Below are 23,215 nucleotides of genomic sequence, written 5' to 3' on the forward strand. Positions count from 1 at the left end.
ACAAAGTCAGTCTGCCCGACTACGGTTGTAAATCGTGGCAACGAAACCTGAGATTGAATTTCCCGATGGCCCGGCGCCCACCGAGCTGACCATCGAAGACATCATCGTCGGTGACGGCGCCGAAGCGGTGCCCGGGGGCAACGTCGAGGTGCACTACGTCGGCGTCGAATACGACAGCGGCGAGGAGTTCGACAGTTCGTGGAATCGGGGTGAATCCATCGAGTTCCCTCTGCGCGGACTGATTCAGGGCTGGCAGGACGGCATTCCGGGGATGAAGGTCGGCGGCCGCCGCAAGCTCACCATCCCGCCGGAGCAGGCCTACGGTCCCGCGGGCGGGGGGCACCGGCTTTCCGGCAAGACGCTCATCTTCGTCATCGATCTGCTCGGCGCTCGCTAGCGACACGCGATGGCCAACACCCACCGGCGCCCGGCGGCGCGCTACTACCGGCGCGCGCCGGGCGCCGGTTGGTTGGCTGCGCTGATCGCGGTGCCGCTGGGTCTGGGGTTGATCGGTTGGGCGGGCTCACCGCAACGCGAGGCCCTGCCCGACCTTCCCGTCATCGCCACCACCGCGACGGATAACGACACGGCCGGACCCGAGGCGATGGTGGCGCCGTTCTCGTTGCGGCGCAAAGGCAATGACGTCGTCTTGTCCGGTCAGCTGCCCGATCCGGCCTCGGTGGCGTTTGCCGTCGACAAGGTGCGCAACAATCTTCCCGGCACCACGGTGCTCGACCTGCTGACCCCCATCGACGGTGTCACGGCGGCCGACCTCACCCGATTCGACGGTGTCCTCAAGGCCGGTGAGCCGTTGTCGGACTTCGGATTCAGCATCGAGGGCGCCACCATCACGCTGTTCGGCACGGCGCAGTCCGATGCCGCCAAACTCCGGTTGGAGCAGGCGGTGGGCACGGCGTGGCCGGAGCTCAAGGTGCTCGACGATATCGCGGTGCTCTCGACGGCTCCGCCGGTGCCGCAATAGTCAGGGGACGGCCGTGGATTTTCTGATGCAGTGGTTCGGGTACCTGCTGGCATTCGTGCTCGGCTCGGCACTGACCTGGGTGGTGCTGGTGCTGGTGGTCAAACCGTGCCCGCAGGAGAGCGAGGATCGATCGTGAACACCGGACTCCTGCTGGTGTCCTTCCTTGCCGGTGTGGTGTGCACGCTGGCGTTCGGTCTGCGCCGGCTGCCCTAGCCCTAGTGCGGAGCGGGCAACCGCAGCAACAGGCGGGTCCCACCGAGCGGGCTGGCTTCCAGCGAGGCGGTCCCGCCGTGCAACTCGGCCTGCTGGGCCACCAGCGCCAGCCCGAGCCCGGAGCCCGACGCCGATGCCGTCGATCCGCGGGAGAACCGTTCGAACACCTTGGTGCGTTCCTCTTCGGGGATACCGCAGCCGTCGTCGTCGACCGCGATCTCCACACCCTCGCGTGAGCTGACCGCCGACAGTTGGACCCTGGTCGCATCACCGTGCTTGACCGCGTTGGCGATGGCGTTGTCGACGGCCAATCGCAGCCCGGCCGCCAGCCCGAGGATCAGCACCGTGGGTGCGGGCACCAGAGATACATCGAGTTCGGGATAGACCCGCATCGCGTCATGTGCGGCGCGGTCGAGCAGATCGGTCAGGTCCACCGGAGCGTGGTCGTCGGAGGTGGCCAACTGGCCCTGGGCCAACCGTTCCAGGGCCGAGAGCGTGGCCTCGATCCGCGACTGCGTGCGGATGACGTCGCCCAGTACCTCGGCGCGTTGGTCGTCGGGCATGTCGAGGGTGGCCAGCACCTCGAGGTTGGTACGCATGGCGGTCAACGGCGTGCGCAGTTCGTGGGAGGCGACGGCGGCGAAGTCGCGCGCCGACTCCAGCGCCGCCTTGGTGCGCTGCTGTTCATCGCCGATGCGCGCCAGCATGCCCTCGACGGCCTCGCCGATCTCACTGGCCTCCCAGACCCCGCGCACGTTCACCTCGTCCGGGTTGGACTGGGCGTTGATGGCCCGGGCCTGCTGGGCCAGTCGCCGGAACGGGGTGATCATGATGGCCGAGATGATCCACCCGACCACCATGGTGCCGCCGATGACACCGCCGCTGATGAGCAGCACCCGGCGGTGCTGGTTGTCGATCTGACGTTCGGTGTCGGTCAGGGTCGAGCCCAGCGCTATCGATGCCTGGCCCGCGGTGAAGGTACGGACCCGGTACTGCACACCATTGATGGTGGTGGTCTGGAAACCGTCGGGGAACTCGGGCAGCACCACATCGGTGGGCACCGACACCGTCGCGCCGCCGATGCGCGCGGTGCGCACCAGGTCGGGATCGACCACCGGGGCGTCGCCGTCGTTCTTCATCGCGTCGGAGAGCAGCGTGCTGACATCGCCGAGGCTGCTTATCGAGTCGAGGCGCCGGTCGAGCTGGCTGTACTGCTCGTTGGTGACACCGATCCACACCCAGGTCCCGATGATGATGACGGTGGTGACGACGCCGAGCGCCGCGACCAACACGATCGTGCGCAGCGACACGATGCGCTTGGGCAGCCCGAGCATCCGGTAGAGCCGGTCGTACAGGTCCACGGGCTATTGCGTCCGCAGCACGAAGCCCACACCGCGCACGGTGTGCAGCAGCCGCGGCGCGCCGCCGGCCTCCAGCTTGCGGCGCAGGTAACCGATGAACACGTCGACGACGTTGGTGTCGGCGGCGAAGTCGTAGCCCCAGACCAGCTCGAGGAGTTGGGCGCGCGAGAGCACGGCGGTCTTGTGTTCGGCGAGCACCGCCAGCAGGTCGAACTCGCGCTTGGTCAGGTCGACATCGGCGCCGTTGACCCTGGCGCGCCGGCCGGGGATGTCCACCTCAAGCGGGCCGACCGAGATGGTCTCCGAGGAGAACGTCGCCGTAGACCCGCGGCGGCGCAGCAGCGCCTTGACCCGCGCGACCAGCTCCTGCAGGACGAAGGGTTTCACCAGGTAGTCATCGGCGCCGGCCTCCAGACCGGCAACCCGGTCGTCGACGCTGGTGCGTGCGGAGAGTACACACACCGGGACGTCGTTGTCCATGGCACGCAGCGCGGTCACCACGCTGACACCGTCGAGCACCGGCATGTTGATGTCCAGGACGATCGCGTCCGGGCGGGTCTCGGTCGCGCTGCGCAGGGCCTCGGCGCCGTCGACCGCGGTGGAGACCTCGAAACCGGACAGCCGCAGACCGCGTTCCAGCGATGCGAGGACGTCGGGATCGTCATCGACGACGAGGACCCGAGGCGAGGTCGAGGAACCACTTTCCATGCCGCCAATACTGCCCCAAAGGGCCCGGTGGCTGGGGGATGCTGGCCGGTCGGCGCTGCGCCTTTGTGGGGTAGCGCACGCACCGCCGGGTTCGGCTGCTCGCATTGTCACCTGGTTTCAGTCTCGGCACAGGTATCGGCAACCGGCTGAACTGGTATCGGTGGTGGGGCGCTTTTTCCTACACTGCTTCAACCTCATCACGCTCGGCGTCCACCCGGCTGAGACCAGGTATTTTCCCGCGCCGCGCTGCGCGGAATCAGTTTGACCTCATCCATTGTTCAGGTTTTACGGTGGGTACACAGCGTTAATCGGTTGTCGGACTGGTGCCGTAGAACTCAAGATGGTCGGGGGGAGGAGGTGATGGCGTATGTCGAGTGCGCGTGACGGGCTGGTGTCGGCACCGGCCATCGCCGCACCGCCGCGGCGCATCCGTTCCTCTTCGGACATCCTGCGGTTGCTGCCCTACCTGAAGCCCTATCGGGTCCGCTGGTTCGCGATGGTCATCGCGGCCTTCGTCAGCCTCGGCGCAACGGTGTCGGTGCCGCTGCTCACCAAGGCCGTCATCGACGGGCCGGTGCGTGAGAAGGATTCGGCCGGATTGTGGACGTTGGGGCTGGCCGCGATGGCGCTGCTGGTCACCGAGGCCGTGCTGTGGTTCGTCCGGCGCTGGCTGGTGGCCCGCGCGACGATGGGTGTCGAGGCCGATATCCGCAAGGACCTCTATGCGCGGCTGCAGGTGCTGCCGATGTCCTTCCACGGCAACTGGCAGTCCGGCCAGCTGCTCTCCCGGGTGATGAACGACCTGTCGGCGATTCGGCAGTTCCTGTCCTTCGGGCTGCTGTTCCTGATGCTCAACATCGTCCAGATCATCGTGGTGACCGCGATCCTGTTGTCGATGTACTGGCCGCTCGGCGTCGTCGTGATGGTCGCGATCGTGCCGATCACCCTGACCATCCTGCACTTCCAGCGTCAGTTCACCATGCTGTCGCGGCAGTCCCAGGACCAGGCGGGCAACGTGGCCACCCATGTCGAGGAGTCCGCGCTGGGGCTGCGGGTCATCAAATCCTTCGGCCGCGAGGAGCATGCCTACCGCGGTTTCGACGACCGCGCGACCAGCCTGTTCGAGACCGAGATCCGCAAGGTAGGGGTGTCGGCCAAGTTCTGGACGCTGCTTGAGGTCATCCCGAACGTCACGCTGATCATCGTGCTGGGCTTCGGCGCGTATGCGACTGGTCATGGGCTCATCAGCATGGGGACCCTGGTGGCGTTCATCACGATGATGCTGTCGCTGGTGTGGCCGATCGCCTCGCTGGGCTTCCTGCTGTCCATGACGCAGGAGTCGATGACGGCGGCCAACCGTGTCGCCGAGATCTTCGACGAGCCGCGCACCATCACCGACGGGGCGGTATCCGAACTGCCTCGTGGCGGTTCTCTGGAACTGGTCGACGTGGGTTTCCGGTTCCCGGACTCCGAAGAATGGGCCCTCCAGCACGTGAATCTGACCGTCGAGCCGGGGGAGACGGTCGCACTGGTCGGTGCCACCGGGTCCGGGAAGTCGGTGTTGGCCTCGCTGCTGTCGCGGCTGCACGATGTCAGCGAGGGAGCCATCCTGGTCGACGGCACCGATATCCGGGATCTGTCGCTGCCCGCGCTGCGGCACACCGTGGCCACCGCGTTCGAGGATCCGACGCTGTTCTCGATGTCGGTCGCCGAGAACCTGCGCCTGGGCAACCCGGACGCGACCGAGGAAGACCTGGCCCGCGGCATCGAGGTGGCCTCGGCCGGGTTCGTCTACGACCTGCCGTTCGGGCTCGACACCCGCATCGGTGAGCAGGGCATGAGCCTGTCGGGTGGCCAGCGGCAACGGCTTTCGCTGGCGCGCGCGATCATCGCCGAACCGCGCATCCTGGTGCTCGACGACACCCTGTCGGCCCTGGACGTGCACACCGAGGCAGAGGTCACCGAGGCGTTGGGCCGGGTGCTGCGTGATGTCACCGGCATCGTGGTGGCCCACCGGGCCTCGACGGTGCTGCTGGCCGACCGGGTCGCGCTGCTGGAGAACGGGACCGTCACCCGGGTCGGCACCCATGCCGAGTTGCTGGCCGATGCGCCCGAGTACCGGTATCTGTTGGCCGCCGACGATGAATTCGCCGGGGCCGAGCAATGACGGCGAACACGGATTGGCGCGGGCAGGCGGTCACCGCCGACGACGAGAACCTGCCCATCGACGAGTCGGTATCGCGGCGCCGCGAGGCCCGCTGGCTGCTAGGTTCCCTGCTGCGCCCCTACAAGGCGGTGCTCGCGGTGCTGGCGGTCGTGGTGGTGGTGGAGAACGCCGCCCGGCTGTCGGTGCCGCTGTTGGTGCAGCGCGGAATCGACCACGGCATCCCGCCGATCGTCGCCGGTGGCACCGCGCACGAACTCGTCCTGATCCTGACCGCGCTGTGCGGTGTGGTCGTGGTGCAGGCCACCAGCCGGATGTACTTCCTGCGCCGGTCCGGGCGGATCGGCCAGGAGATCCTGATCGAACTGCGGCGCAGGCTGTTCCGGCATTTCCAGCGCCTCGACGTGGCGTTCCACGACCGCTACACCTCCGGTCGGGTGGTTGCGCGGTCCACCAACGATGTCGACGCCATCCAGGACATGCTGGCCACCGGCTTCGACGGGCTGATCACCGCGGTGCTGACGATGTTCGGCACGGCCGTGCTGCTGGTGGTGCTGGACTGGCGGCTCGGGCTGGTCTGCCTGACGGCGTTCCCGATCCTGGTGCTGTTGACGTGGTGGTTCCGCAGCGAGTCGTCCAAGACGTATCTGAAGGTGCGCGAGGCTGCCGCACTGGTCATCGTGCAGTTCGTCGAGACCATGACCGGTATCAAGGCCGTGCAGGCCTACCGCCGCGAACCGCGTAACCAGCAGATCTTCGAAGACGTTGCCGACCAGTACAAGTCGATCAACGAGCGGGCCTTCAAACTGCTCGCGATCTTCATGCCCGCGGTGCGGCTGACGGGCAACCTCACCACCGGTGCGGTTCTGCTGTTCGGCGGGTACCTGGTGCTGCACGACGAGATGACGCTGGGCACGCTGACCGCGTTCCTGCTGTATCTGCGCATCTTCTTCGAGCCGATGCAGGAGATCTCGCAGTTCTTCAACACCTTCCAGTCCGCGTCGGCGGCACTGGAGAAGATCGCCGGGGTACTCGCCCAGGATCCCGACATCCAGGATCCGGCGCACCCGGTGCCACTGTCGGACGTGAAGGGCCATATCGGCTTTCACGATGTGCAGTTCTCCTATGTCCCGGATCGTCCGGTGTTGCCGTCACTGACCTTGGACATCCCGGCCGGACAGACCGTCGCGCTGGTCGGGACCACCGGGGCCGGCAAGACGACGATCGCCAAGCTGCTGGCGCGGTTCTACGACCCGGTCAGCGGCGCGGTGACCCTCGACGGGATCGACCTGCGTGACATCGCCCAGAGCGCGCTGCGTGAGCAGGTGGTGATGGTGACCCAGGAGAACTTCATGTTCGAGGGGACCATCGCCGACAACATCCGGTTCGGCAGGCCCACGGCTACCGACGCCGAGGTGCGCGCGGCCGCGGCGGCGGTCGGTGCCGACCGCTTCATCGACGGGTTGCCCGAGGGCTTCGGCACCGATGTCGCCAAGCGTGGCGGCCGGCTGTCGGCGGGGCAGCGTCAGTTGATCGCCTTCGCCCGCGCGTTCCTGGCCGATCCGGCGGCGCTGATCCTGGACGAGGCGACGTCATCACTGGATATCCCGAGTGAGCGGATGGTGCAGCGTGCCATGACCACTGTGCTGGCCGACCGCACCGCGGTGGTGATCGCACACCGGCTCTCCACGGTGCTCAGTGCCGACCGGGTGCTGGTGCTGGAGCACGGCGAGATCGTCGAGGACGGACCGCCCAGCGAGTTGGTCGATGCCGGCGGGCAATTCGCCGGATTGCACCGGGCGTGGGTGGAGTCGTTGGCGTAAAGGGTCGACGCCACTACGGAATCAGCCCGGCACGGCGCGCCTTCGACACCGCCTCGTGCCGGGTCTTGGTTCCTAGCTTTCCCGCCGCGCTGCGCAGATAGCTCTTCACGGTTTCGGTCTTGAGTGAAAGCCGTTCGGCGGCCTCGGCATTGGTGCAGCCCAACGCGATCTGGGCCAGCACGTCGATCTCCCGCGGACTCAGATGGAACTCCGACGCCGCGGGTGCGGACAGTAGTTCGGCCAACCGGTGCAGTTCGGCGGCGGTATCGGTGTCGGCGCCAGCGGCCAGCGTGCGCAGTCCGGCATACACCTCGCGGATGGTCTCCGGATTCGCCGCGCCGGTCATCCGCGCTTCCAGTAGTCGCATCCGGCGGTCCACCTCGTCGCGCACCCGCAATTCCTGGGCCAGGCGACGCGCCGACCCCACCATCAGGTCCGCGGCCAACCCGCCGAACGGTGCCCCCGAGCGGTACGCGCCGTACAGGATCGCGCGGGCAGAGCCGTCGACCACGACGGGCACGGCGAGCACCGACCGGATGCCCTCGCTCAGCACCGGGGCGTCGTAGTCATGGGTGATCGACGCGGCGTTGCGGTAGTCCGAGACCGCCAGCGGCCGTCCGGCCACCATGGTCGCCCCGCCCAGACCGGAATTGGACCGCACCACCAGCCCCCGCAGCCCGGCGGTCCGGGTGCCGACGAACTCGCTCAGCAACAGCGCGTCCTCGTGCACCTCACCGCCGAACAGCACCGGTACATCACCCTCGGCGGCGACCCGGCGGAGCGCGGCGCGCACGGCGTCGGTGTCGCGGGGACGCAACAGGGACGACACGGGTTCCCCTCTTCCGGGGGTAGCGGGCGGACAAGTGTGACCTAGATCCTAGTGCCCATGAGCATCAACACCGAGCGTTATCGGGCCGCCCGCGACCAGTTGGTGGCCGTGATCAGCGACTACGACAAGGCTGTCGGCACCTTCGAATGGCCGCATATCGAGGGCACGTTCAACTGGGCCATCGACTGGTTCGATGTCATCGCGCGCGACAACACACGCCCGGCGCTGTGGATCGTCGAGCAGGACGGCACCGAGACGAAGGTCAGCTTCGCCGAGATGGCACAGCGTTCCGACCGCGTCGCGACCTGGCTCAAGAGCCTGGGCGTCGGTAAGGGTGACCGCGTCATCCTGATGCTCGGTAACCAGGTCGAACTGTGGGAGGCCATGCTCGCGGTCGCGAAACTCGGCGCGGTGATCATGCCGACCACCGGCGCGCTGGGCCCCGAGGATCTGGCCGATCGCATCACCCGCGGCGCGGCCCAGTACGTCATCGCCAACGCCGCTGACGCGGGCAAGTTCGATGCGGTGCCGGGGGAGTACACGCGGATCAGCATCGGGCAGGTGGACGGCTGGCACTCCTACACCGACGCCTACGCGGTGACCCCGCAGACCTTCGAGGCGGTGACCACGACGGGTGACCCGCTGCTCATCTACTTCACCTCCGGCACCACCAGCAAGCCCAAGCTGGTCGAGCACTCGCAGGTGTCCTACCCGGTGGGGCACATGTCGACGATGGCGTGGATCGGCGTCACACCCGGTGACGTCCATCTGGCCATCAGCTCACCGGGCTGGGCCAAGCACGCCTGGAGCTGCTTCTTCGCGCCGTGGATCGCCGAGGCGACGATCTTCGTCTACAACTACAGCCGCTTCGATGCCGCCGAGTTGCTGCACCAGATCCGTCGGGCCGGCGTCAACACGTTCTGCGCGCCCCCGACGGTATGGCGGATGCTCATCCAGGCCGATCTGGGGCCCAAGCCCGACGGCCTGCGCGAGATCCTCGGCGCCGGCGAGCCGCTGAACCCCGAAGTCATCGGCGCCGTCGAGCGGGCGTGGGGACTGACCATCCGGGACGGCTTCGGGCAGACCGAGACCACCCTGCAGATCGGCAACACCCCCGGCCAGCCGGTCAAGCCCGGTTCGATGGGCCGCCCGATGCCCGGTGTGCCGGTGGTACTGGTCGATCCGCTGACCGGTGATCAGGCCGACGAGGGCGAGATCTGTCTGGATCTCGTTGCCAGGCCGCTGAATCTGATGACCGGCTACCTCGACGACCCGAAACGCAACGCGGCGGTGATGGCCGACAGCTACTACCACACCGGCGATGTGGCCAGCCGTGACGCCGACGGATACATCACCTATATCGGGCGCACGGACGACGTCTTCAAATCCAGCGACTACAAGGTGTCGCCGTTCGAACTGGAAAGTGTGCTGATCGAGCACCCCGCCGTGGTGGAGGCCGCCATCGTCCCGCAGCCGCACGAGACCCGGCTGGCCGTGCCGAAAGCCTATGTCGCGCTGGCCCAAGGATGGCCGGCCGATGCCGAGACGGCCAAGGGCATCATGGAATACGCCCGCGACCATCTGGCGCCCTACCTGAAGGTGCGTCGCGTCGAGTTCTTCGAGTTACCCAAGACCATTTCCGGCAAGATCCGGCGCGTCGAACTGCGCAGGCGCGAGGATGAGGCACACAAGTCGGGTAAGCAGATCGAGACCGAACACCGCTACGAGGATCTCCTGGGCGAGCGAAGCGACGGGACATAGGTGGGTGAACAGATGAAAAGCTATGACGCGGGGCCCACCACGACCCCTCTGATCGAAGAGACCATCGGTGCCAACTTCGCCCGCACGGTCGCTGCGCACCCCGATATCGAGGCACTTGTCGATGTGGCGCAGGGAAAGCGGTGGACCTACCGCGAACTCGACGATGAGGTCGATATCATCGCGCGGGGTTTGCTCGGCAGGGGTATCGCCAAGGGCGACCGCGTAGGGATCTGGTCTCCGAACAGATCCGAGTGGACCATCGTCCAGTACGCGACCGCCAAGATCGGTGCCATCCTGGTCAATATCAATCCGGCCTACCGCACACACGAATTGGCCTATGTGCTCAACCAGGCGCAAGTGCGGATGCTGATCTCGGCAACCGAGTTCAAGACCAGCAACTACGTCGGGATGGTTGCCGAGGTGCGCAAGGAGGCGCCCTCGTTGAGCGAGGTGATCTTCCTGGGCACCGGCGACTGGGAGGCTCTGCGCGACGACGCGGTACCCGCAGGCCGGCTGGCCGAACGCCAAGCGACGTTGTCCAACACCGACCCGATCAATATCCAATACACCTCGGGCACAACGGGTTTCCCGAAGGGTGCGACGCTGTCGCACCGCAACATCCTGAACAACGGCTTCTTCGTCACCGAGGGCATCAACTTCACCCCCGGCGATCGGCTCTGCATACCGGTGCCGTTCTACCACTGCTTCGGCATGGTGATGGGCAATCTCGGCTGCACCACCCACGGCGTCACCATGGTCATCCCGGCGCCCGGGTTCGATCCCGGATTGACCCTGGAAGCCGTTGAGGCCGAGCGCTGTACGGGCGTGTACGGCGTGCCGACCATGTTCATCGCCATGCAGAACCACCCGAGCTTCGCCGACCGTGACCTGTCGAGCCTGCGCACCGGGATCATGGCCGGCGCGGTGTGTCCGGTCGAGGTGATGAAGCGTTGCATCAACGAGATGCACATGGCCGAGGTGGCCATCGCCTATGGCATGACCGAGACCTCGCCGGTGTCGTGCCAGACCTTGCACGATGACGACCTGGAGCGCCGCACCGCCACCATCGGCCGGGCGCACCCCCATGTCGAGGTGAAGATCGTCGACCCGAACACCGGCGAAATCGTCGAACGCGGGCACCCCGGCGAGTTCTGCACCCGTGGCTACTCGGTGATGCTCGGGTACTGGGACGATCCCGACAAGACCGCCGAGGCGATCGACGAGGATGGCTGGATGCACACCGGCGACCTGGCGGTGATGCGCGAGGACGGCTACTGCACCATCGTCGGCCGGATCAAGGACATGGTGATCCGCGGTGGCGAGAACATCTACCCGCGCGAGATCGAGGAATTCCTCTACACCCACCCCGGCATCGAGGACGCCCAGGTGATCGGTGTCCCGGACGCGCGGTACGGCGAGGAGATCTGCGCCTGGATCAAGATGAAGCCGGGGGCGCACCCCCTCGATGCCGCGGCGCTGCGGACGTTCGCCGAGGGCCGGCTGGCGCACTACAAGATCCCGCGCTATGTGCATCTGGTCGAGGAGTTCCCGATGACGGTCACCGGCAAGATCCGTAAGGTGCAGATGCGCGAGGAGAGTGTGCAGATCCTGGGGCTGTAGCGCATCGGGAATGATGGGGGACATGACGTACCCGCAGCAGCCGCCGCCACCGCCGGCCCCGGCCTGCTACCGCCATCCCGGCCGCCCGACCTATGTCTCCTGCACCCGCTGCGGCCGCTACATCTGCGGGGACTGCATGCAGTCGGCCGCGGTGGGTCACCAGTGCCCGGAATGCGTGGCGGCCGGCGCGGCGACCGTGCGGCCCGTGCAGGGACGGTTCGGTGGCAAGGTCGCCGGTGACACCCCGGTGATCACCTACGCACTCATCGCGATCAACATCGTCATGTTCGTCCTGCAGATGGCGTCGGGGCGGTTGGAGAACGAGCTGCCGCTGTGGCCTCCCGCGGTGGCCGACGGCCAGTTCTACCGGCTGATCACCTCGGCGTTCCTGCACTACGGGATCGCCCACATCCTGTTCAACATGTACGCCCTGTATGTCATCGGCCCGTCGCTGGAGCGCCTTCTCGGCCGGCTGCGGTTCAGCGCGCTCTACGGGCTGAGCGCGCTCGGCGGGTCGGTGCTGGTGTACCTGATCTCCCCGCTGAACACCGCCACGGCGGGCGCATCGGGTGCGGTGTTCGGGCTGTTCGGTGCGATCTTCGTGGTGTCGCGCAAGCTCAACCTCGACGTCAAATGGGTCATCGGGCTGATCGTGCTCAACGTGGTGTTCACCTTCGCGGCCCCGCTGATCGGCGCCGGTGCCATCAGCTGGCAAGGCCACCTCGGCGGTCTGATCGCCGGTGGCCTGGTGGCCGCCGGCTTCGTCTACGCACCGCGCGCGCAACGAAACGCGGTGCAGGCCGCGGTGGCGGGCGGGCTCCTGGTGCTGTTCGGCGTGCTCATCTGGTGGCGGACAGCACAACTGCTGGAGATGTTCGGCGGGTATCTGCACCTGAGCTGAGGTGTGTGCTGAGATTGGTCGGTGGCAGATCCAGAACCGGCCGTCGTCGCCAGAGCAATACGGGTCAAGGGCCCATGGGGTCCGGTCTATGGCCCGGTCGACCTGGACATCGACGCCGGTGGCGTGACGGCCCTGATCCATCCGGCCGGTACCGGTCGCACCGCCCTGCTGTTGACGCTGGCCGGGCGGATGCGGGCGCAGTCGGGCACCATCACCGTCTTCGGGCACAGCGACGCCCGCAAGATCTTCGACGTTTCGGCGCTGGCCAATATCGACGCGCTGGACAAGATCGCCGAGTCGGTCACCGTCGCCGATCTGATCACCGAACAGCAGCGCTGGGACGCCCCCTGGTATCGGTTCATCGGGAAGGCCGGAGCATCCGATCTCAGTGCCCTCTGCGCGACGACATTCGGGGATGTGCCGCTGCCCGATATGGATGCCTATTTCGACCAGGTAGGCGAGCTCAACCAGGTTCTGCTGCGCATCGCGCTGGCCAATACCGGCACCCCGCCGCTGCTGGTGGTCGGTGACCTCGACGGCATCACCGACGACAACAACCGCGCGGTGGTGTTGGACCGGCTGATCGCGCTGGGGGAGAACCAGACGGTGATCACCGCATCCGCCAATCCCGTTCCCGGCGCCAAAGCCGAGCTGAAAGTGAGTGAGTGACGATGCTTGCCGGAATGTCGCTGGGCACGGACCTGAAGCGCTTCTCCCGCGGGGCGATGCCGCGGATCGCGTTGGTAACGGTGGTGCTGATGCCACTGCTCTACGGGGCGATGTACCTGTGGGCCTTCTGGAATCCGTTCGATGCCGTCAACAAGGTGCCCGTGGCGCTGGTCAACGAGGACACCGGCACCGAGGTCGACGGTAAGCCACTGGACGCGGGCAGACAGGTCGCCGACGCTCTGATCAGCTCCGGACAGCTGCAGCTGCACGAGGTTTCGGCCGATGAGGCCGCCGACGGGCTGCGCAGCGGCAGGTACTACTTCACCGTCACCCTGCCCGAGGATTTCAGCGCCGATATCGCCTCACCCTCGGGCGGCTCACCGCAGCAGGCCCAGATCGACTTCGCCTTCAACGACGCCAACAACTACCTGGGCTCGATCATCGGGCAGAACGCCGCCCGCGAGGTCATCAACCAGGTCAACGCCAGCATCGGTCAGCAGACGGTGGGCACGGTGCTGACGGGCTTGACCGATGCCGGAGCCGGTCTGGTGCAGGCCGCCGACGGTGCCCAACAGTTGGCGAGTGGTAATGCCCAGGCCAACAACGGTGCTCAACGGTTGGCTACCGGGGCCGGCGAGCTGACCACCGGTCTGGTCACCGCGCGCGACGGGTCGGCACAACTGATGGCGGGCACCCAACAGCTGGCCTCCCGGGTGGATTCGGCGACCGGCCCGCTGTTGGAGATGCTGGATCGTGTCCACGGGCTGCAACTCGACCCCAACGAGGTGGGCCTGCTCGCCCAGCGGCTCAGTTTGGCGGTGCGCTCCACCACCGATCGGGTGGCAGCGCTGAATATCGATCAGGCGCAGGCCGCGGCGATCGTCGACCAGGCCCTCGGCCTCCTGCAGACCAACCCGGACCCAACGGTGCGGCATGCCGGTGACGTCCTGGCCGGTGCGCAGCGACTGCTGCGCGCCAACGGAATCGATCCCGCAACCGATGACGGCCTACTCAAGTTGCGCGACAGCGCATCCCGGTTGGAAGGCGAACTCGGCGACCCGAACAGCAAGCTGCGGGTGTTCATCACCCGTGCGCTCAATGGTGGATTGCGTGATGACGTGGCCCAACTGCGCGACGGTGTCGACCAATTGAACAATGGTGCCCACCAGCTCAACAGTGGACTGGTCCAGCTCGCCGCCGGTGGGCGCCAGCTCACCGACGGTGCCGACCAACTCGCCGACGGCACGCAGAAACTCGCCGACGGCAGTGCGGAATTGGCGAGCAAGCTCAAAGAGGGCTCGGCCCAAGTGCCGTCCTGGACTCCGCAACAGCGCACCGACGTGGCGCGCACGATCGCCACCCCCGTGGCGCTGGACCTGCGCACCGACAATCCGGCGGCCACCTTCGGCACGGGGTTCGCGCCGTTCTTCCTGCCACTGGCCCTGTTCATCGGGGCGCTGATCATCTGGATGCTGCTCAAGCCGATACAGTCACGGCCCGTCGTGCACGGGCTCGGCGCCCTGCGGGTGGCGCTGGCCTCCTACTGGCCCGCCTTGCTGATCGTGGTGTGCCAGGTGGCGGTGATGTACGTGGTGGTGCATTTCGGCGTCGGGCTGCAGGCCAAACACCCCTTGGCCACGGTGGCGTTCCTGCTGTTGATCGGGGCCACCTTCCTCGCGGTCATCCAGGCCTTCAATGCCGTCTTCGGGGTATCGGTGGGACGCGTGGTGACGCTGGCTTTCCTGATGCTGCAACTGGTGTCGGCCGGCGGCATATATCCGGTGGAGACCACCGCCAAACCGTTCCAGATCCTGCACCCGTTCGACCCGATGACCTACGCGGTGAACGGGTTGCGGCAGACCATCGCCGGCGGGGTCGATCACCGGATGTGGATCGCCATCGCGGTGCTCGGTGGGCTGCTGGTCGCCGCACTGGCCGCCAGCTCATGGGCGGCCCGGCGGGACCGGCAGTACACGATGGAGCGTCTGAACCCGCCGATCGAGGTCTGACCCCCGGTCAGCGCTGACGCCGCAGTGCCAGTGCCCCCGGGCCGGTGAACACCAGCAGCGCAAAGATGAAGCTGTACAGCGCCGCGGTCTCGCCGTCGTTGGCGATGGGCCAGAAACCGTCCGGGAAGTGCTTCCAGAAGTAGGCGACGGCCATCACGCCGGAGGAGATGAACGCCGACACCCTGGTGGCGAATCCGACTGCGATGAGCAGGCCGAACACCACTTCCAGCACCGCCGCCCACCAACTCGGCCAGGCGCCGAAGGTGACCGTCGGCCCGTCGGGGAAGGCGAACAGTTTGACCGTGCCGTGCATGGCGTACATCAGACCGACGAGGATCCGGAACACGCCGAGGGCCATTGGGGCCCGGGCGGTCAGCGGATCCTGCATGCGTGCAACGCCATCGACTGTCGAAGTGGTCATGGATCCAGATGTTGGCACGCACGTACCGGAAATTGGGGGCTACCTACCTGCGGTTGATCGACAGCGCTCCCGGGCCGGTGAACACCAACAGCGCGAAGATGAAGCTGTACAGTGCGGCGCTCTCGCCGCCATTGTCGATGGGCCAGAACGCTTCCGGGAAGTGCATCCAGAAGTATGCGACGGCCATCATTCCGGAGGCGACGAACGCCGCCGCGCGGGTGAAGAATCCGACGGCGATCAACAGTCCGAGCACGATCTCCAGCACGCCGGCCCACCAGTTGGGCCAGGCTCCCAGCACCGCGGGCGACCCGCTGGGGAAACCGAACAGTTTCATCGTGCCGTGCATGGCGAACATGAGCGCGACCAGGATGCGGAACACGCCGAGCACGATCGGGGCGTTGGCGGACAGGCGATCATCGACTGCCGTGGTGGCAGGCGTCGTGACGGTGGACTTCGAGATGGACACGGGGTCCGCCCCTTTCGGTGGATTGCCGGTTCGGTATGCCCCCGAGTCTTCTGGCTGATCGAGCCGCGACCGTCACTCTCATAGACGATTCACATGATCTTTCGCTGTGAACTGCGGCAACAATGGAGCCGTGAGCACCGCACCAGTCGACGACCAGGGACCGCGGCGTGCCATCCTCGGCCAGCTACCGAAGATGTACCGCCCCGACGGGTCCCCGATCCGGGTGCTGCTCGTCGACGACGAACGCGCCCTGACCAATCTGATCCGGATGGCGCTGAAGTACGAGGGCTGGGAGATCGACGTCGCCCACGATGCCGCCGAGGCGGTCGAGAAGTACCGCGCCAACACCCCGGACCTGCTTGTTCTGGACATCATGCTGCCCGACCTGGACGGCCTCGGTGTGCTGGCGAAGATCCGCGAATCCGGAACCTACACCCCGACGCTGTTCCTCACCGCACGTGATTCGGTCGCCGATCGCGTCACCGGGCTGACCGCGGGCGGTGACGACTACATGACCAAACCGTTCTCGCTGGAAGAACTGGTCGCCCGGCTGCGCGGATTGTTGCGCCGCACCGCCTATCTGACGCCCGCCGAGGAGGAGCTGCTCACCGTCGGGGACCTCTGTCTGGACGCCGCCAGCCGAGAGGTGACCCGCGGTGGTGAACCGATCGCATTGACCTCCACCGAATTCGACCTGCTGCGGTTCATGATGCGTAACCCGCGAAAGGCGCTGAGCCGCATGGAAATTCTGCAACGGGTGTGGGATTACGACTTCGGCGGAAAGACCAGCATCGTCGACCTTTACGTGTCGTATCTGCGCAAGAAGGTCGATACCGACCGGGAACCGATGATCCACACCGTCCGCGGTGTGGGCTACCTGCTGCGGGCCGCGCCGTGAGGCGGATGTGGCGCAGCTGGACCCTGCTCAAGCAGCTTGTCGTGGGGCTCTCGCTGATGGTCATGCTCGCGGTGGCGACCATCGGTGCCATGTCGGTCCTCACGCTGCGGTCCTCGGTGCTCGGCATCATCGACACCCAGTTGGCCGGCGCGCTGCAGGGATGCGTCACCTCGGTGGTGAAATACCGCGCGACCCCCGGCGCCGATGGGCAACTGCCGGGACCGGGGGAGATGAAACCCCTGGTGAACCTGATCGGGCAGGCGCAGGGCAACGTGGTGGCGCTCATCCAGGGCGGGCAGGTCGTCGATTCGGCCCATTTCCTGCCCGATGATGCCGTGCCCGCCCCGCCGGAAGCGGTATCGACGATTGCCCGGATCCCGTGGGCCGACGGCGAGATTCGCACCGTGGAACTGCCCGGTCTGGGCTGGTACCGGATGGTCGGCCAGCTCGGTGAGGACGGCGAGATGCTGGTCACCGGGGTGTCGCGCACCCCGGCGTGGGAGGCGATGATGCGCGAGACCGCCGTCGTGTCCGGTCTGACCCTGCTGGCACTGGTGGTCACCGCCCTGAGCACGCTGGCCATCGTCCGGTTCGCGCTGCGCCCGTTGCACCGGGTGTCGGCGACGGCCGCCGAGGTGGCGGCGCTGCCCTTGGACCGCGACAACCACACCATCACCCCGCGCGTGCCGGTCGGCGACACCGACCCGCGCACCGAGGTCGGCCTCGTCGGGCACACGCTGAACCGGCTGCTCGACCATGTCGAGGGTGCGCTGTCCGACGTCGCCGCCTCCGACCGGCGGATGCGCCAGTTCATCACCGACGCGAGCCATGAGTTGCGCACCCCGCTGGCAGCGATCCACGGTTACGCCGAACTCACCCGCCAGGATGCCGCCGTGCTGCCCGAGACCACCGAATATTCGCTGGCCAGAATCGAATCCGAGACGCGCCGGATGAACTCCCTCGTCGCCGATCTGCTGTTGCTGGCCCGCCTGGACGAGGGGCAGGACCTCGACATTGCCGCCGTCGACCTGACCGAACTACTGGCCGATGCCGTCAATGACATCACGGTGTCGGCGCCGCAGCACCGGTGGCACCTGGAGCTGCCGGGACATCCGGTGTGGGTGCGGGGCGACCGCGCGCGGCTGCATCAGACATTGTCCAACCTGCTCCACAACGCCCGGGTGCACACCCCGGACGGGACCTCGGTGACAGCCGGGATCGTCGTGACGGACGGGCATGCGGAGCTGTCCGTCGCCGACGACGGGCCGGGCATCCCCGCCGAGCTGTTGGGGCACCTGTTCGAGCGGTTCGTCCGCGCCGACAAGTCCCGAGCCCGCGACGCCGGCAGTTTCGGACTGGGACTGTCGATCGCGGCCTCGATCATCGAGGCGCACGGCGGTTCCATCACTGCCCGGTCCGAGCCCGGCGCAACGGCTTTCGTGATCCGGCTGCCGGTCCTACAGCCCGATCCTGCGGTAGCGGTGCAGCCGGGTGCCGACCCGTTCCAGATCGGACATCGTCCGCAGCCGGTGTAGCTCGACGGCGATGGTCGCCGAGAGCCGTTCGGTGAAGGCGCGGGGTTCGTCGGCGGCATCCGGGTGCTCGGCGACGATCGCATCCACGATGCCGTTGCGCAGCAGATCGGCAGACCGGATGCCTTGCGCGGCGGACAGTGCCGGTGCGTGTTCGGTATCGCGGTAGACGATGGCGCTGGCCCCCTCTGGCGGCAGCGGCGCCAGCCAGCCGTGCTGGGCGGCCAGGACCCGGTCGGCGGGCACCATCGCCAACGCCGGGCCGCCGCTGCCCTGACCGAGCAGCACCGATACCGTCGGCACCTCCAGCGTCACCAATTCGGCGAGACACCGCGCGATCTCACCGGCCAGCCCCTCCTGCTCGGCCTCGGCCGACAGCGCCGGCCCCGCGGTGTCGATGATCGAGACCAGCGGTAACCGCAGCCCCGCCGCCAGCGCCATCCCGCGCCGTGCCTCACGCAGCGCCTCCGGGCCGAGCATCCCGAGCCGGCGCTGACCGAGCACCACCGCCGGCTGGCCGCCGAACCTGGCCAACGCCAGCAGCATCTGCGTCGCGGTACCGGAGAGCTGCACGGGATCGGTGGTGCCGTGCCGCAGCACGAACTCCGACCCCGGCCGGTCCGGGCGCCGAGATGTCAGCACCGAATCCCAGGCCGCGGTATCGGGAATCGGATCGGCCGCGGGCACCGCGGGCGCCGGGCCCGGCGGATCGCACAGCACCGCCAGCGTGCGGTCGAGCACCGACCGCAGCTGTGGCAGCGCCACCACCCCGTCGATGACCCCGTGCCGGTAGAGGTTCTCGGCGGTCTGCACCCCCTCGGGGAACTTCTCGCCGTACAGATGCTCGTAGACCCGCGGCCCGAGGAACCCGATCAGCGCGCCCGGCTCGGCGGCGGTGACGTGGCCGAGCGAACCCCAGGACGCGAACACCCCGCCGGTGGTGGGGTGACGCAGGTAGACGATGTAGGGCAGGTGCTCGCGCTTGTGCAGCTGCACCGCGGCGGCGATCTTGACCATCTGCAAAAAGGCGACGGTGCCCTCTTGCATACGGGTGCCGCCCGAGGCCGGCGAGGCGACCAGCGGCAGCCGCTCGGCCGTCGCGCGGGTGATCGCGGCGGTGATCCGCTCGGCTGCGGCCACCCCGATGGATCCGGCCAGGAAATCGAACTCGCAGGCCAGCACGGCCACCCGACGCCCGAACACGGTGCCCTCACCGGTCAGCACGGACTCGTCGAGCCCGGACTTCTCGGCCGCGGCGGCCAACTCGGCCCGGTACTGCTCGGAGGTCGCCACCTGCAGCGGGGCGGTATCCCAGCTGCGGAAGGAACCCTCGTCCAGGACGGCATCACGTAGTGCCAGCGCACTGCTCACACGAGAAGGCTAATAGGCTGGCCCCATGATTGGAGTGACCCGGGACGGCAACGTCCTCACCCTGGAGATGCAGCGGCCCGAGCGCCGCAACGCGCTGAACGCCGCACTGGTCGACGGCCTGCGCGAGGAGATCGAGAAGGCCAGCCAGGACGCCGCGTCCAGCGGAGTGCGGGCGATCGTGCTCACCGGGCAGGGCACCGTGTTCAGCGCGGGCGCCGATCTGTCCGATGCCGAAGGGGTGGCCAAGGAACTACCGGACAAGGCCAGAGACCTCAACCTGGCCATCGACGCCAGCCCGCTGCCGATCATCGCCGCCCTCAACGGCCCGGCCATCGGGGCCGGCGTCATCCTGTCGATGATCTGCGATCTGCGGGTCGCGGTAGCGGGCACCTTCTTCCAGTTCCCGATCGCCAAGTACGGCCTGGCGCTGGACAACTGGTCGATCCGCCGGCTGGTGTCGCTGGTCGGGCATGGTCGGGCGCGGGCGATGCTGATCGCCGCCGAACGCCTGGATCTGGACACCGCTGTGCAGACCGGCATGGTCAACCGGCTTGGCGATCTGGCCGACGCGCAGAGCTGGGCCGTCGAGATCGCCGGATACGCCCCGCTGTCGGTGGCGCACTCCAAGCGCGTGCTCAACGATGACGGTGCCTACGAGGAACCGTGGCCGGCCCACAAGGAGGGCTTCGACAAGGCGTGGGCGAGCCCGGACGTCATCGAGGCGCAGGTCGCCCGCATCGAGAAGCGCGCACCGAAGTTCCAAGGCGCCTGATGTTCGGCGCGGCGGCCCGGGTGCTTGGTGGAACCGCAGCGGTGGCCGCGGGCGGCTGGCTGCTGCGTGCCGTGCAGGGCACGCCCGCCGCGCTGGGCGCCGCCGATATCGGGGCCACCGCGAAACGGTCTCCGAACTGGCGTGACGGTGTCTTCGTCAACCGCGAACCGGCCTCGGAGGTGCAGCTGAGCCGGGAAGACCAGTTCGCGCTGGTGCGCGACCTCCTCGCCGGCGGCAGGCAGCAGCACCCGCCGCGGGAGATCCCGCTGGTCCGCCCGGCGCCGGATATCGCACCGGCCGACCTGGCCGCGACCTGGTACGGGCACTCCTCGGTGATGATCGAGGTCGACGGCTATCGGGTGCTGGCCGATCCGGTGTGGAGTCAGCGTTGTTCGCCGTCGCGGGTGATCGGTCCGCAGCGGCTGCATCCGGTGCCCGCAGATATCGACGAGCTGCCCGCGATCGATGCGGTGATCATCAGCCACGACCACTATGACCACCTCGACACCGACACCATCACGGCGCTGGCCCGCAGCCAGCGTGCGAAGTTCTACGTGCCGCTGGGTATCGGCGCCCACCTGCGGACCTGGGGGATCCCGGCGGCGCGCATCGTCGAACTGGACTGGGACCAGAGCGCACAGCTGGGTTCGCTGACCATCGTATGCACCCCGGCCCGGCACTTCTCCGGGCGGTTTCTCACCCGCAACGTGACGCTGTGGTCGTCGTGGTCGCTCATCGGACCTCGGCATCGGGTGTTCTTCGGCGGTGACACCGGCTATACCGAGGGATTCGCCGGGATCGGCGACTCCTACGGGCCGTTCGACCTGACGCTGATGCCGATCGGCGCCTATCACCCGGGCTGGCCCGATATCCACATGAATCCCGAGGAGGCGGTGCGGGCGCACCGCGATGTCAGCGATACGGGGCTGCTGGTGCCGATCCACTGGGCGACCTTCCGGCTGGCGCCGCACCCTTGGTCGGAGCCGGTGGAGCGGATGCTCGCCGCGGCGGCCGCCGAGGGAGTCGCGGTGGCGACCCCGCGCCCGGGGGAGCAGGTGTCCGCGGACCCGGCCCGGTCGCCCGAGAATCAAACATGGTGGCGTGGCTGACCCGATAGCGTTGATGCCGTGAGACTGATCTTGACCTGTGCCGCGGCGGTCCTGGTGCTGGCCGGTTGCGCCACGGACGTCGGTGCTCCGGAGACCGCCACGACCTCTGCCGGTGCCGCTCCCGGTGCACCGGGGGCGCCGGTTCCGCCGCCGCTGGTCCCGGCGATGCCGCTGCCGGAGAACGCGGTGGACAACGCCGTCGCCAAGCTGGACGGTATCGCCGAACAGCTGCTGCAGACCTCCGGTGTGCCCGGTATGGCGGTGGCCGTGGTACACGGCGGAAAAACCGTCTACGCCAAGGGTTTCGGGGTGCGTGACATCCGCACGGGTGAAGCGGTCGATCCCGACACGGTGTTCCAGCTGGCCTCGTTGTCCAAACCGGTGAGTGCCACCGTCACCGCCCGGGCCGTCGACGCGAAGACCGTCGGATGGGACACCCCGGTGGCCGAGAAGCTGCCGTGGTTCGCCCTGTCGGACCCGGCCGTCACCCGCATGCTCACCATCGGTGATCTGTTCTCACACCGGTCCGGGCTGCCCGACCACGCCGGCGATCAGCTCGAGGACATCGGCTACGACCGGCGCGCGGTGTTGGAGAAACTGCGGCAGCTGCCGTTGGATCCGTTCCGGATCTCCTACGCCTACACCAATTTCGGGTTGACCGCCGGTGCCGAGGCGGTTGCCGCGGCCGCCGGCGAACCGTGGGAGCAGCTGGCCCAGGAGTCGTTATTCGGGCCCCTGGGTATGACCTCGACGAGCTACCGGTTCTCCGATTACCAGGGGCGGCAGAACCGCGCCGTCGGGCACATCCGCGTCGCGCCCGGCGATTACCAACCGCGCTACACCAGGGACCCCGATGCTCAGTCGCCGGCCGGTGGGGTGAGCTCCTCGGTGAACGATATGGCGCGCTGGATGTCGATGGTGCTCGCCGAAGGCCGACCGCTGATGCAGCCGGCGTCGCTGCTGCCCGCGCTGACCCCGCAGATCGTGTCCAGCCCGGGCAGCGAACCGGCCATGCGATCGGGGTTCTACGGCTACGGATTCAACCTGAGTACCACCGCCGCCGCCCGTACCGAGGCCAGCCATTCGGGTGCCTTCCAGCTCGGGGCGGGCACCAACGTGCTGCTGCTGCCCTCGGCCGATGTCGGGATCATCGCGCTGACCAACGGGACGATCTCGGGCGTGCCGGAGGCGCTGACGGCGCAGTTCGCCGATCTGGTGCAGTTCGGTGAGGTCCGCGAGCCCTGGTATGACCTGTACTCGGCCCGGATGCTGCCGATGAGTGACCCGGTCGGATCGCTGGTCGGTAAGACGCCGCCGGCCGATCCCGCTCCGGCGCAGCTGCTTTCGAGCTATGTGGGTACCTACCGCAACGACTTCTGGGGTCCGGCGACGGTGTCCGAGCGGGACGGCAAGCTGTTCCTCGGGATGGGTCCGCGGGGGGATTCCTTCGAGCTGACCCACTGGGACGGCGACGTGTTCACCTTCTCCTTCGTCACCGAGAACGCACCGCCGGGGACGATATCTGCGGCCACCTTCGACGGCGCGAAGCTGACGCTGGAGTACTACGACGACGCGGTGTTCTTGCGATGAGCGCCTGCGCGAAGAG

The 23,215-nt window shown here is 67.6% G+C and carries 21 protein-coding genes; 15 read left to right on the forward strand and 6 right to left on the reverse strand.

All coding sequences use genetic code 11. The features are described from left to right. Positions 1-34: 34 nt before the first annotated feature. Genes G154_RS14840 through G154_RS27115 form a run of 3 tightly spaced genes read left to right on the forward strand, consistent with a single transcriptional unit; the run spans position 35 to position 1,118 of the window. Positions 35-397 (forward strand): FKBP-type peptidyl-prolyl cis-trans isomerase, encoded by a 363-nt coding sequence (locus G154_RS14840; protein WP_019510291.1) that lies wholly within the window; start codon positions 35-37, stop codon positions 395-397. 9 nt (positions 398-406) lie between these two features. Then, entirely contained in the window at positions 407-982 is a 576-nt protein-coding gene (locus tag G154_RS14845; RefSeq protein WP_019510292.1) for a hypothetical protein, read from the forward strand. A gap of 13 nt (positions 983-995) precedes the next feature. Beyond that, a complete protein-coding gene (locus G154_RS27115; RefSeq protein WP_019510293.1) occupies positions 996-1,118 on the forward strand; it encodes a hypothetical protein in 123 nt (40 codons plus the stop codon). 79 nt (positions 1,119-1,197) lie between these two features. Here the strand turns inward: G154_RS27115 and G154_RS14850 are convergent, their stop codons facing one another. Together G154_RS14850 and prrA are read right to left on the reverse strand one after the other, a co-directional pair. Continuing rightward, positions 1,198-2,529 (reverse strand): cell wall metabolism sensor histidine kinase WalK, encoded by a 1,332-nt coding sequence (locus G154_RS14850; RefSeq protein ID WP_031601684.1) that lies wholly within the window; start codon positions 2,527-2,529, stop codon positions 1,198-1,200. 30 nt (positions 2,530-2,559) lie between these two features. Further along, positions 2,560-3,273 carry a two-component system response regulator PrrA gene (gene prrA / locus G154_RS14855; protein ID WP_023986252.1) on the reverse strand — a complete coding sequence of 238 codons (714 nt, stop codon included), beginning with the start codon at positions 3,271-3,273 and terminating at the stop codon, positions 2,560-2,562. 358 nt (positions 3,274-3,631) lie between these two features. Here prrA and G154_RS14860 point away from each other — a divergent pair, with 358 nt between their 5' ends. Both G154_RS14860 and G154_RS14865 read left to right on the forward strand, forming a co-directional pair. Next, a complete protein-coding gene (locus G154_RS14860; protein ID WP_019510296.1) occupies positions 3,632-5,431 on the forward strand; it encodes an ABC transporter ATP-binding protein in 1,800 nt (599 codons plus the stop codon). Next, positions 5,428-7,251: an ABC transporter ATP-binding protein gene (locus G154_RS14865; protein WP_019510297.1), complete on the forward strand. Its 1,824-nt coding sequence runs from the start codon at positions 5,428-5,430 to the stop codon at positions 7,249-7,251. Before G154_RS14860 ends, G154_RS14865 begins: the two co-directional genes overlap by 4 nt. 13 nt (positions 7,252-7,264) lie before the next feature. Here the strand turns inward: G154_RS14865 and G154_RS14870 are convergent, their stop codons facing one another. Continuing rightward, the gene (locus G154_RS14870; RefSeq protein WP_019510298.1) at positions 7,265-8,080 is read right to left on the reverse strand and encodes a LuxR C-terminal-related transcriptional regulator; all 816 of its coding nucleotides are present in this window, start codon (positions 8,078-8,080) and stop codon (positions 7,265-7,267) included. Between the two features lie 57 nt (positions 8,081-8,137). Here G154_RS14870 and G154_RS14875 point away from each other — a divergent pair, with 57 nt between their 5' ends. Genes G154_RS14875 through G154_RS14895 form a run of 5 tightly spaced genes read left to right on the forward strand, consistent with a single transcriptional unit; the run spans position 8,138 to position 15,040 of the window. Beyond that, on the forward strand, positions 8,138-9,841 hold the full coding sequence (locus G154_RS14875; protein ID WP_019510299.1) for an AMP-binding protein: 1,704 nt from the start codon (positions 8,138-8,140) through the stop codon (positions 9,839-9,841). Between the two features lie 12 nt (positions 9,842-9,853). Then, the gene (locus tag G154_RS14880; RefSeq protein ID WP_023986250.1) at positions 9,854-11,461 is read left to right on the forward strand and encodes an AMP-binding protein; all 1,608 of its coding nucleotides are present in this window, start codon (positions 9,854-9,856) and stop codon (positions 11,459-11,461) included. Positions 11,462-11,483: 22 nt separating this feature from the next. Continuing rightward, entirely contained in the window at positions 11,484-12,362 is an 879-nt protein-coding gene (locus tag G154_RS14885; protein ID WP_019510301.1) for a rhomboid family intramembrane serine protease, read from the forward strand. 21 nt (positions 12,363-12,383) lie between these two features. Further along, complete coding sequence (locus G154_RS14890) at positions 12,384-13,031, forward strand: ATP-binding cassette domain-containing protein (RefSeq protein ID WP_019510302.1); 648 nt, start codon at positions 12,384-12,386, stop codon at positions 13,029-13,031. A 2-nt stretch (positions 13,032-13,033) separates the two neighbouring features. Beyond that, a complete protein-coding gene (locus tag G154_RS14895) occupies positions 13,034-15,040 on the forward strand; it encodes a YhgE/Pip domain-containing protein (protein WP_023986249.1) in 2,007 nt (668 codons plus the stop codon). A gap of 7 nt (positions 15,041-15,047) precedes the next feature. Here G154_RS14895 and G154_RS14900 read toward each other — a convergent pair whose 3' ends face one another. Together G154_RS14900 and G154_RS14905 are read right to left on the reverse strand one after the other, a co-directional pair. Then, positions 15,048-15,461 (reverse strand): DoxX family protein, encoded by a 414-nt coding sequence (locus G154_RS14900; RefSeq protein WP_069566725.1) that lies wholly within the window; start codon positions 15,459-15,461, stop codon positions 15,048-15,050. A gap of 43 nt (positions 15,462-15,504) precedes the next feature. Beyond that, positions 15,505-15,927 carry a DoxX family protein gene (locus G154_RS14905; protein WP_019510305.1) on the reverse strand — a complete coding sequence of 141 codons (423 nt, stop codon included), beginning with the start codon at positions 15,925-15,927 and terminating at the stop codon, positions 15,505-15,507. 130 nt (positions 15,928-16,057) lie between these two features. Between G154_RS14905 and G154_RS14910 the strand changes: the two genes are divergently transcribed. Both G154_RS14910 and G154_RS14915 read left to right on the forward strand, forming a co-directional pair. Further along, positions 16,058-16,825 carry a response regulator transcription factor gene (locus tag G154_RS14910; RefSeq protein WP_023986248.1) on the forward strand — a complete coding sequence of 256 codons (768 nt, stop codon included), beginning with the start codon at positions 16,058-16,060 and terminating at the stop codon, positions 16,823-16,825. 5 nt (positions 16,826-16,830) lie between these two features. Beyond that, a complete protein-coding gene (locus G154_RS14915) occupies positions 16,831-18,360 on the forward strand; it encodes a cell wall metabolism sensor histidine kinase WalK (protein WP_045546394.1) in 1,530 nt (509 codons plus the stop codon). On the opposite strand, the gene G154_RS14920 is transcribed toward G154_RS14915, so the two are convergent. After that, a complete protein-coding gene (locus G154_RS14920; RefSeq protein ID WP_019510308.1) occupies positions 18,283-19,728 on the reverse strand; it encodes a carboxyl transferase domain-containing protein in 1,446 nt (481 codons plus the stop codon). The genes G154_RS14915 and G154_RS14920 overlap by 78 nt on opposite strands. A 25-nt stretch (positions 19,729-19,753) precedes the next feature. On the opposite strand from G154_RS14920, the gene G154_RS14925 reads away from it, so the two are divergent. From G154_RS14925 to G154_RS14935, 3 genes are read left to right on the forward strand one after another with little or no spacing between them, the layout of a single operon-like run. Then, positions 19,754-20,500: an enoyl-CoA hydratase gene (locus G154_RS14925; RefSeq protein ID WP_023986247.1), complete on the forward strand. Its 747-nt coding sequence runs from the start codon at positions 19,754-19,756 to the stop codon at positions 20,498-20,500. Then, the gene (locus tag G154_RS14930) at positions 20,500-21,609 is read left to right on the forward strand and encodes an MBL fold metallo-hydrolase (protein WP_019510310.1); all 1,110 of its coding nucleotides are present in this window, start codon (positions 20,500-20,502) and stop codon (positions 21,607-21,609) included. The genes G154_RS14925 and G154_RS14930 overlap by 1 nt, the downstream gene beginning before the upstream one ends. Before the next feature lie 18 nt (positions 21,610-21,627). Next, complete coding sequence (locus G154_RS14935) at positions 21,628-23,199, forward strand: serine hydrolase (RefSeq protein ID WP_019510311.1); 1,572 nt, start codon at positions 21,628-21,630, stop codon at positions 23,197-23,199. Positions 23,200-23,215: the final 16 nt, after the last annotated feature.

Source organism: Mycobacterium sp. VKM Ac-1816D (assembly GCF_000416385.1).
GTDB lineage: Bacteria > Actinomycetota > Actinomycetes > Mycobacteriales > Mycobacteriaceae > Mycobacterium > Mycobacterium neoaurum_A.

Coding starts and splice junctions, on each gene's coding strand:
- G154_RS14900 (WP_069566725.1), bottom strand. CDS start 15,461: ATGACCACTTCGACAGTCGATGGCGTTGCACGCATGCAGGATCCGCTG.
- G154_RS14860 (WP_019510296.1), top strand. CDS start 3,632: ATGTCGAGTGCGCGTGACGGGCTGGTGTCGGCACCGGCCATCGCCGCA.
- G154_RS14895 (WP_023986249.1), top strand. CDS start 13,034: ATGCTTGCCGGAATGTCGCTGGGCACGGACCTGAAGCGCTTCTCCCGC.
- G154_RS14930 (WP_019510310.1), top strand. CDS start 20,500: ATGTTCGGCGCGGCGGCCCGGGTGCTTGGTGGAACCGCAGCGGTGGCC.
- G154_RS14875 (WP_019510299.1), top strand. CDS start 8,138: ATGAGCATCAACACCGAGCGTTATCGGGCCGCCCGCGACCAGTTGGTG.
- G154_RS14880 (WP_023986250.1), top strand. CDS start 9,854: ATGAAAAGCTATGACGCGGGGCCCACCACGACCCCTCTGATCGAAGAG.
- G154_RS14885 (WP_019510301.1), top strand. CDS start 11,484: ATGACGTACCCGCAGCAGCCGCCGCCACCGCCGGCCCCGGCCTGCTAC.
- G154_RS14865 (WP_019510297.1), top strand. CDS start 5,428: ATGACGGCGAACACGGATTGGCGCGGGCAGGCGGTCACCGCCGACGAC.
- G154_RS14925 (WP_023986247.1), top strand. CDS start 19,754: ATGATTGGAGTGACCCGGGACGGCAACGTCCTCACCCTGGAGATGCAG.
- G154_RS14915 (WP_045546394.1), top strand. CDS start 16,831: ATGTGGCGCAGCTGGACCCTGCTCAAGCAGCTTGTCGTGGGGCTCTCG.
- G154_RS14845 (WP_019510292.1), top strand. CDS start 407: ATGGCCAACACCCACCGGCGCCCGGCGGCGCGCTACTACCGGCGCGCG.
- G154_RS14850 (WP_031601684.1), bottom strand. CDS start 2,529: ATGCTCGGGCTGCCCAAGCGCATCGTGTCGCTGCGCACGATCGTGTTG.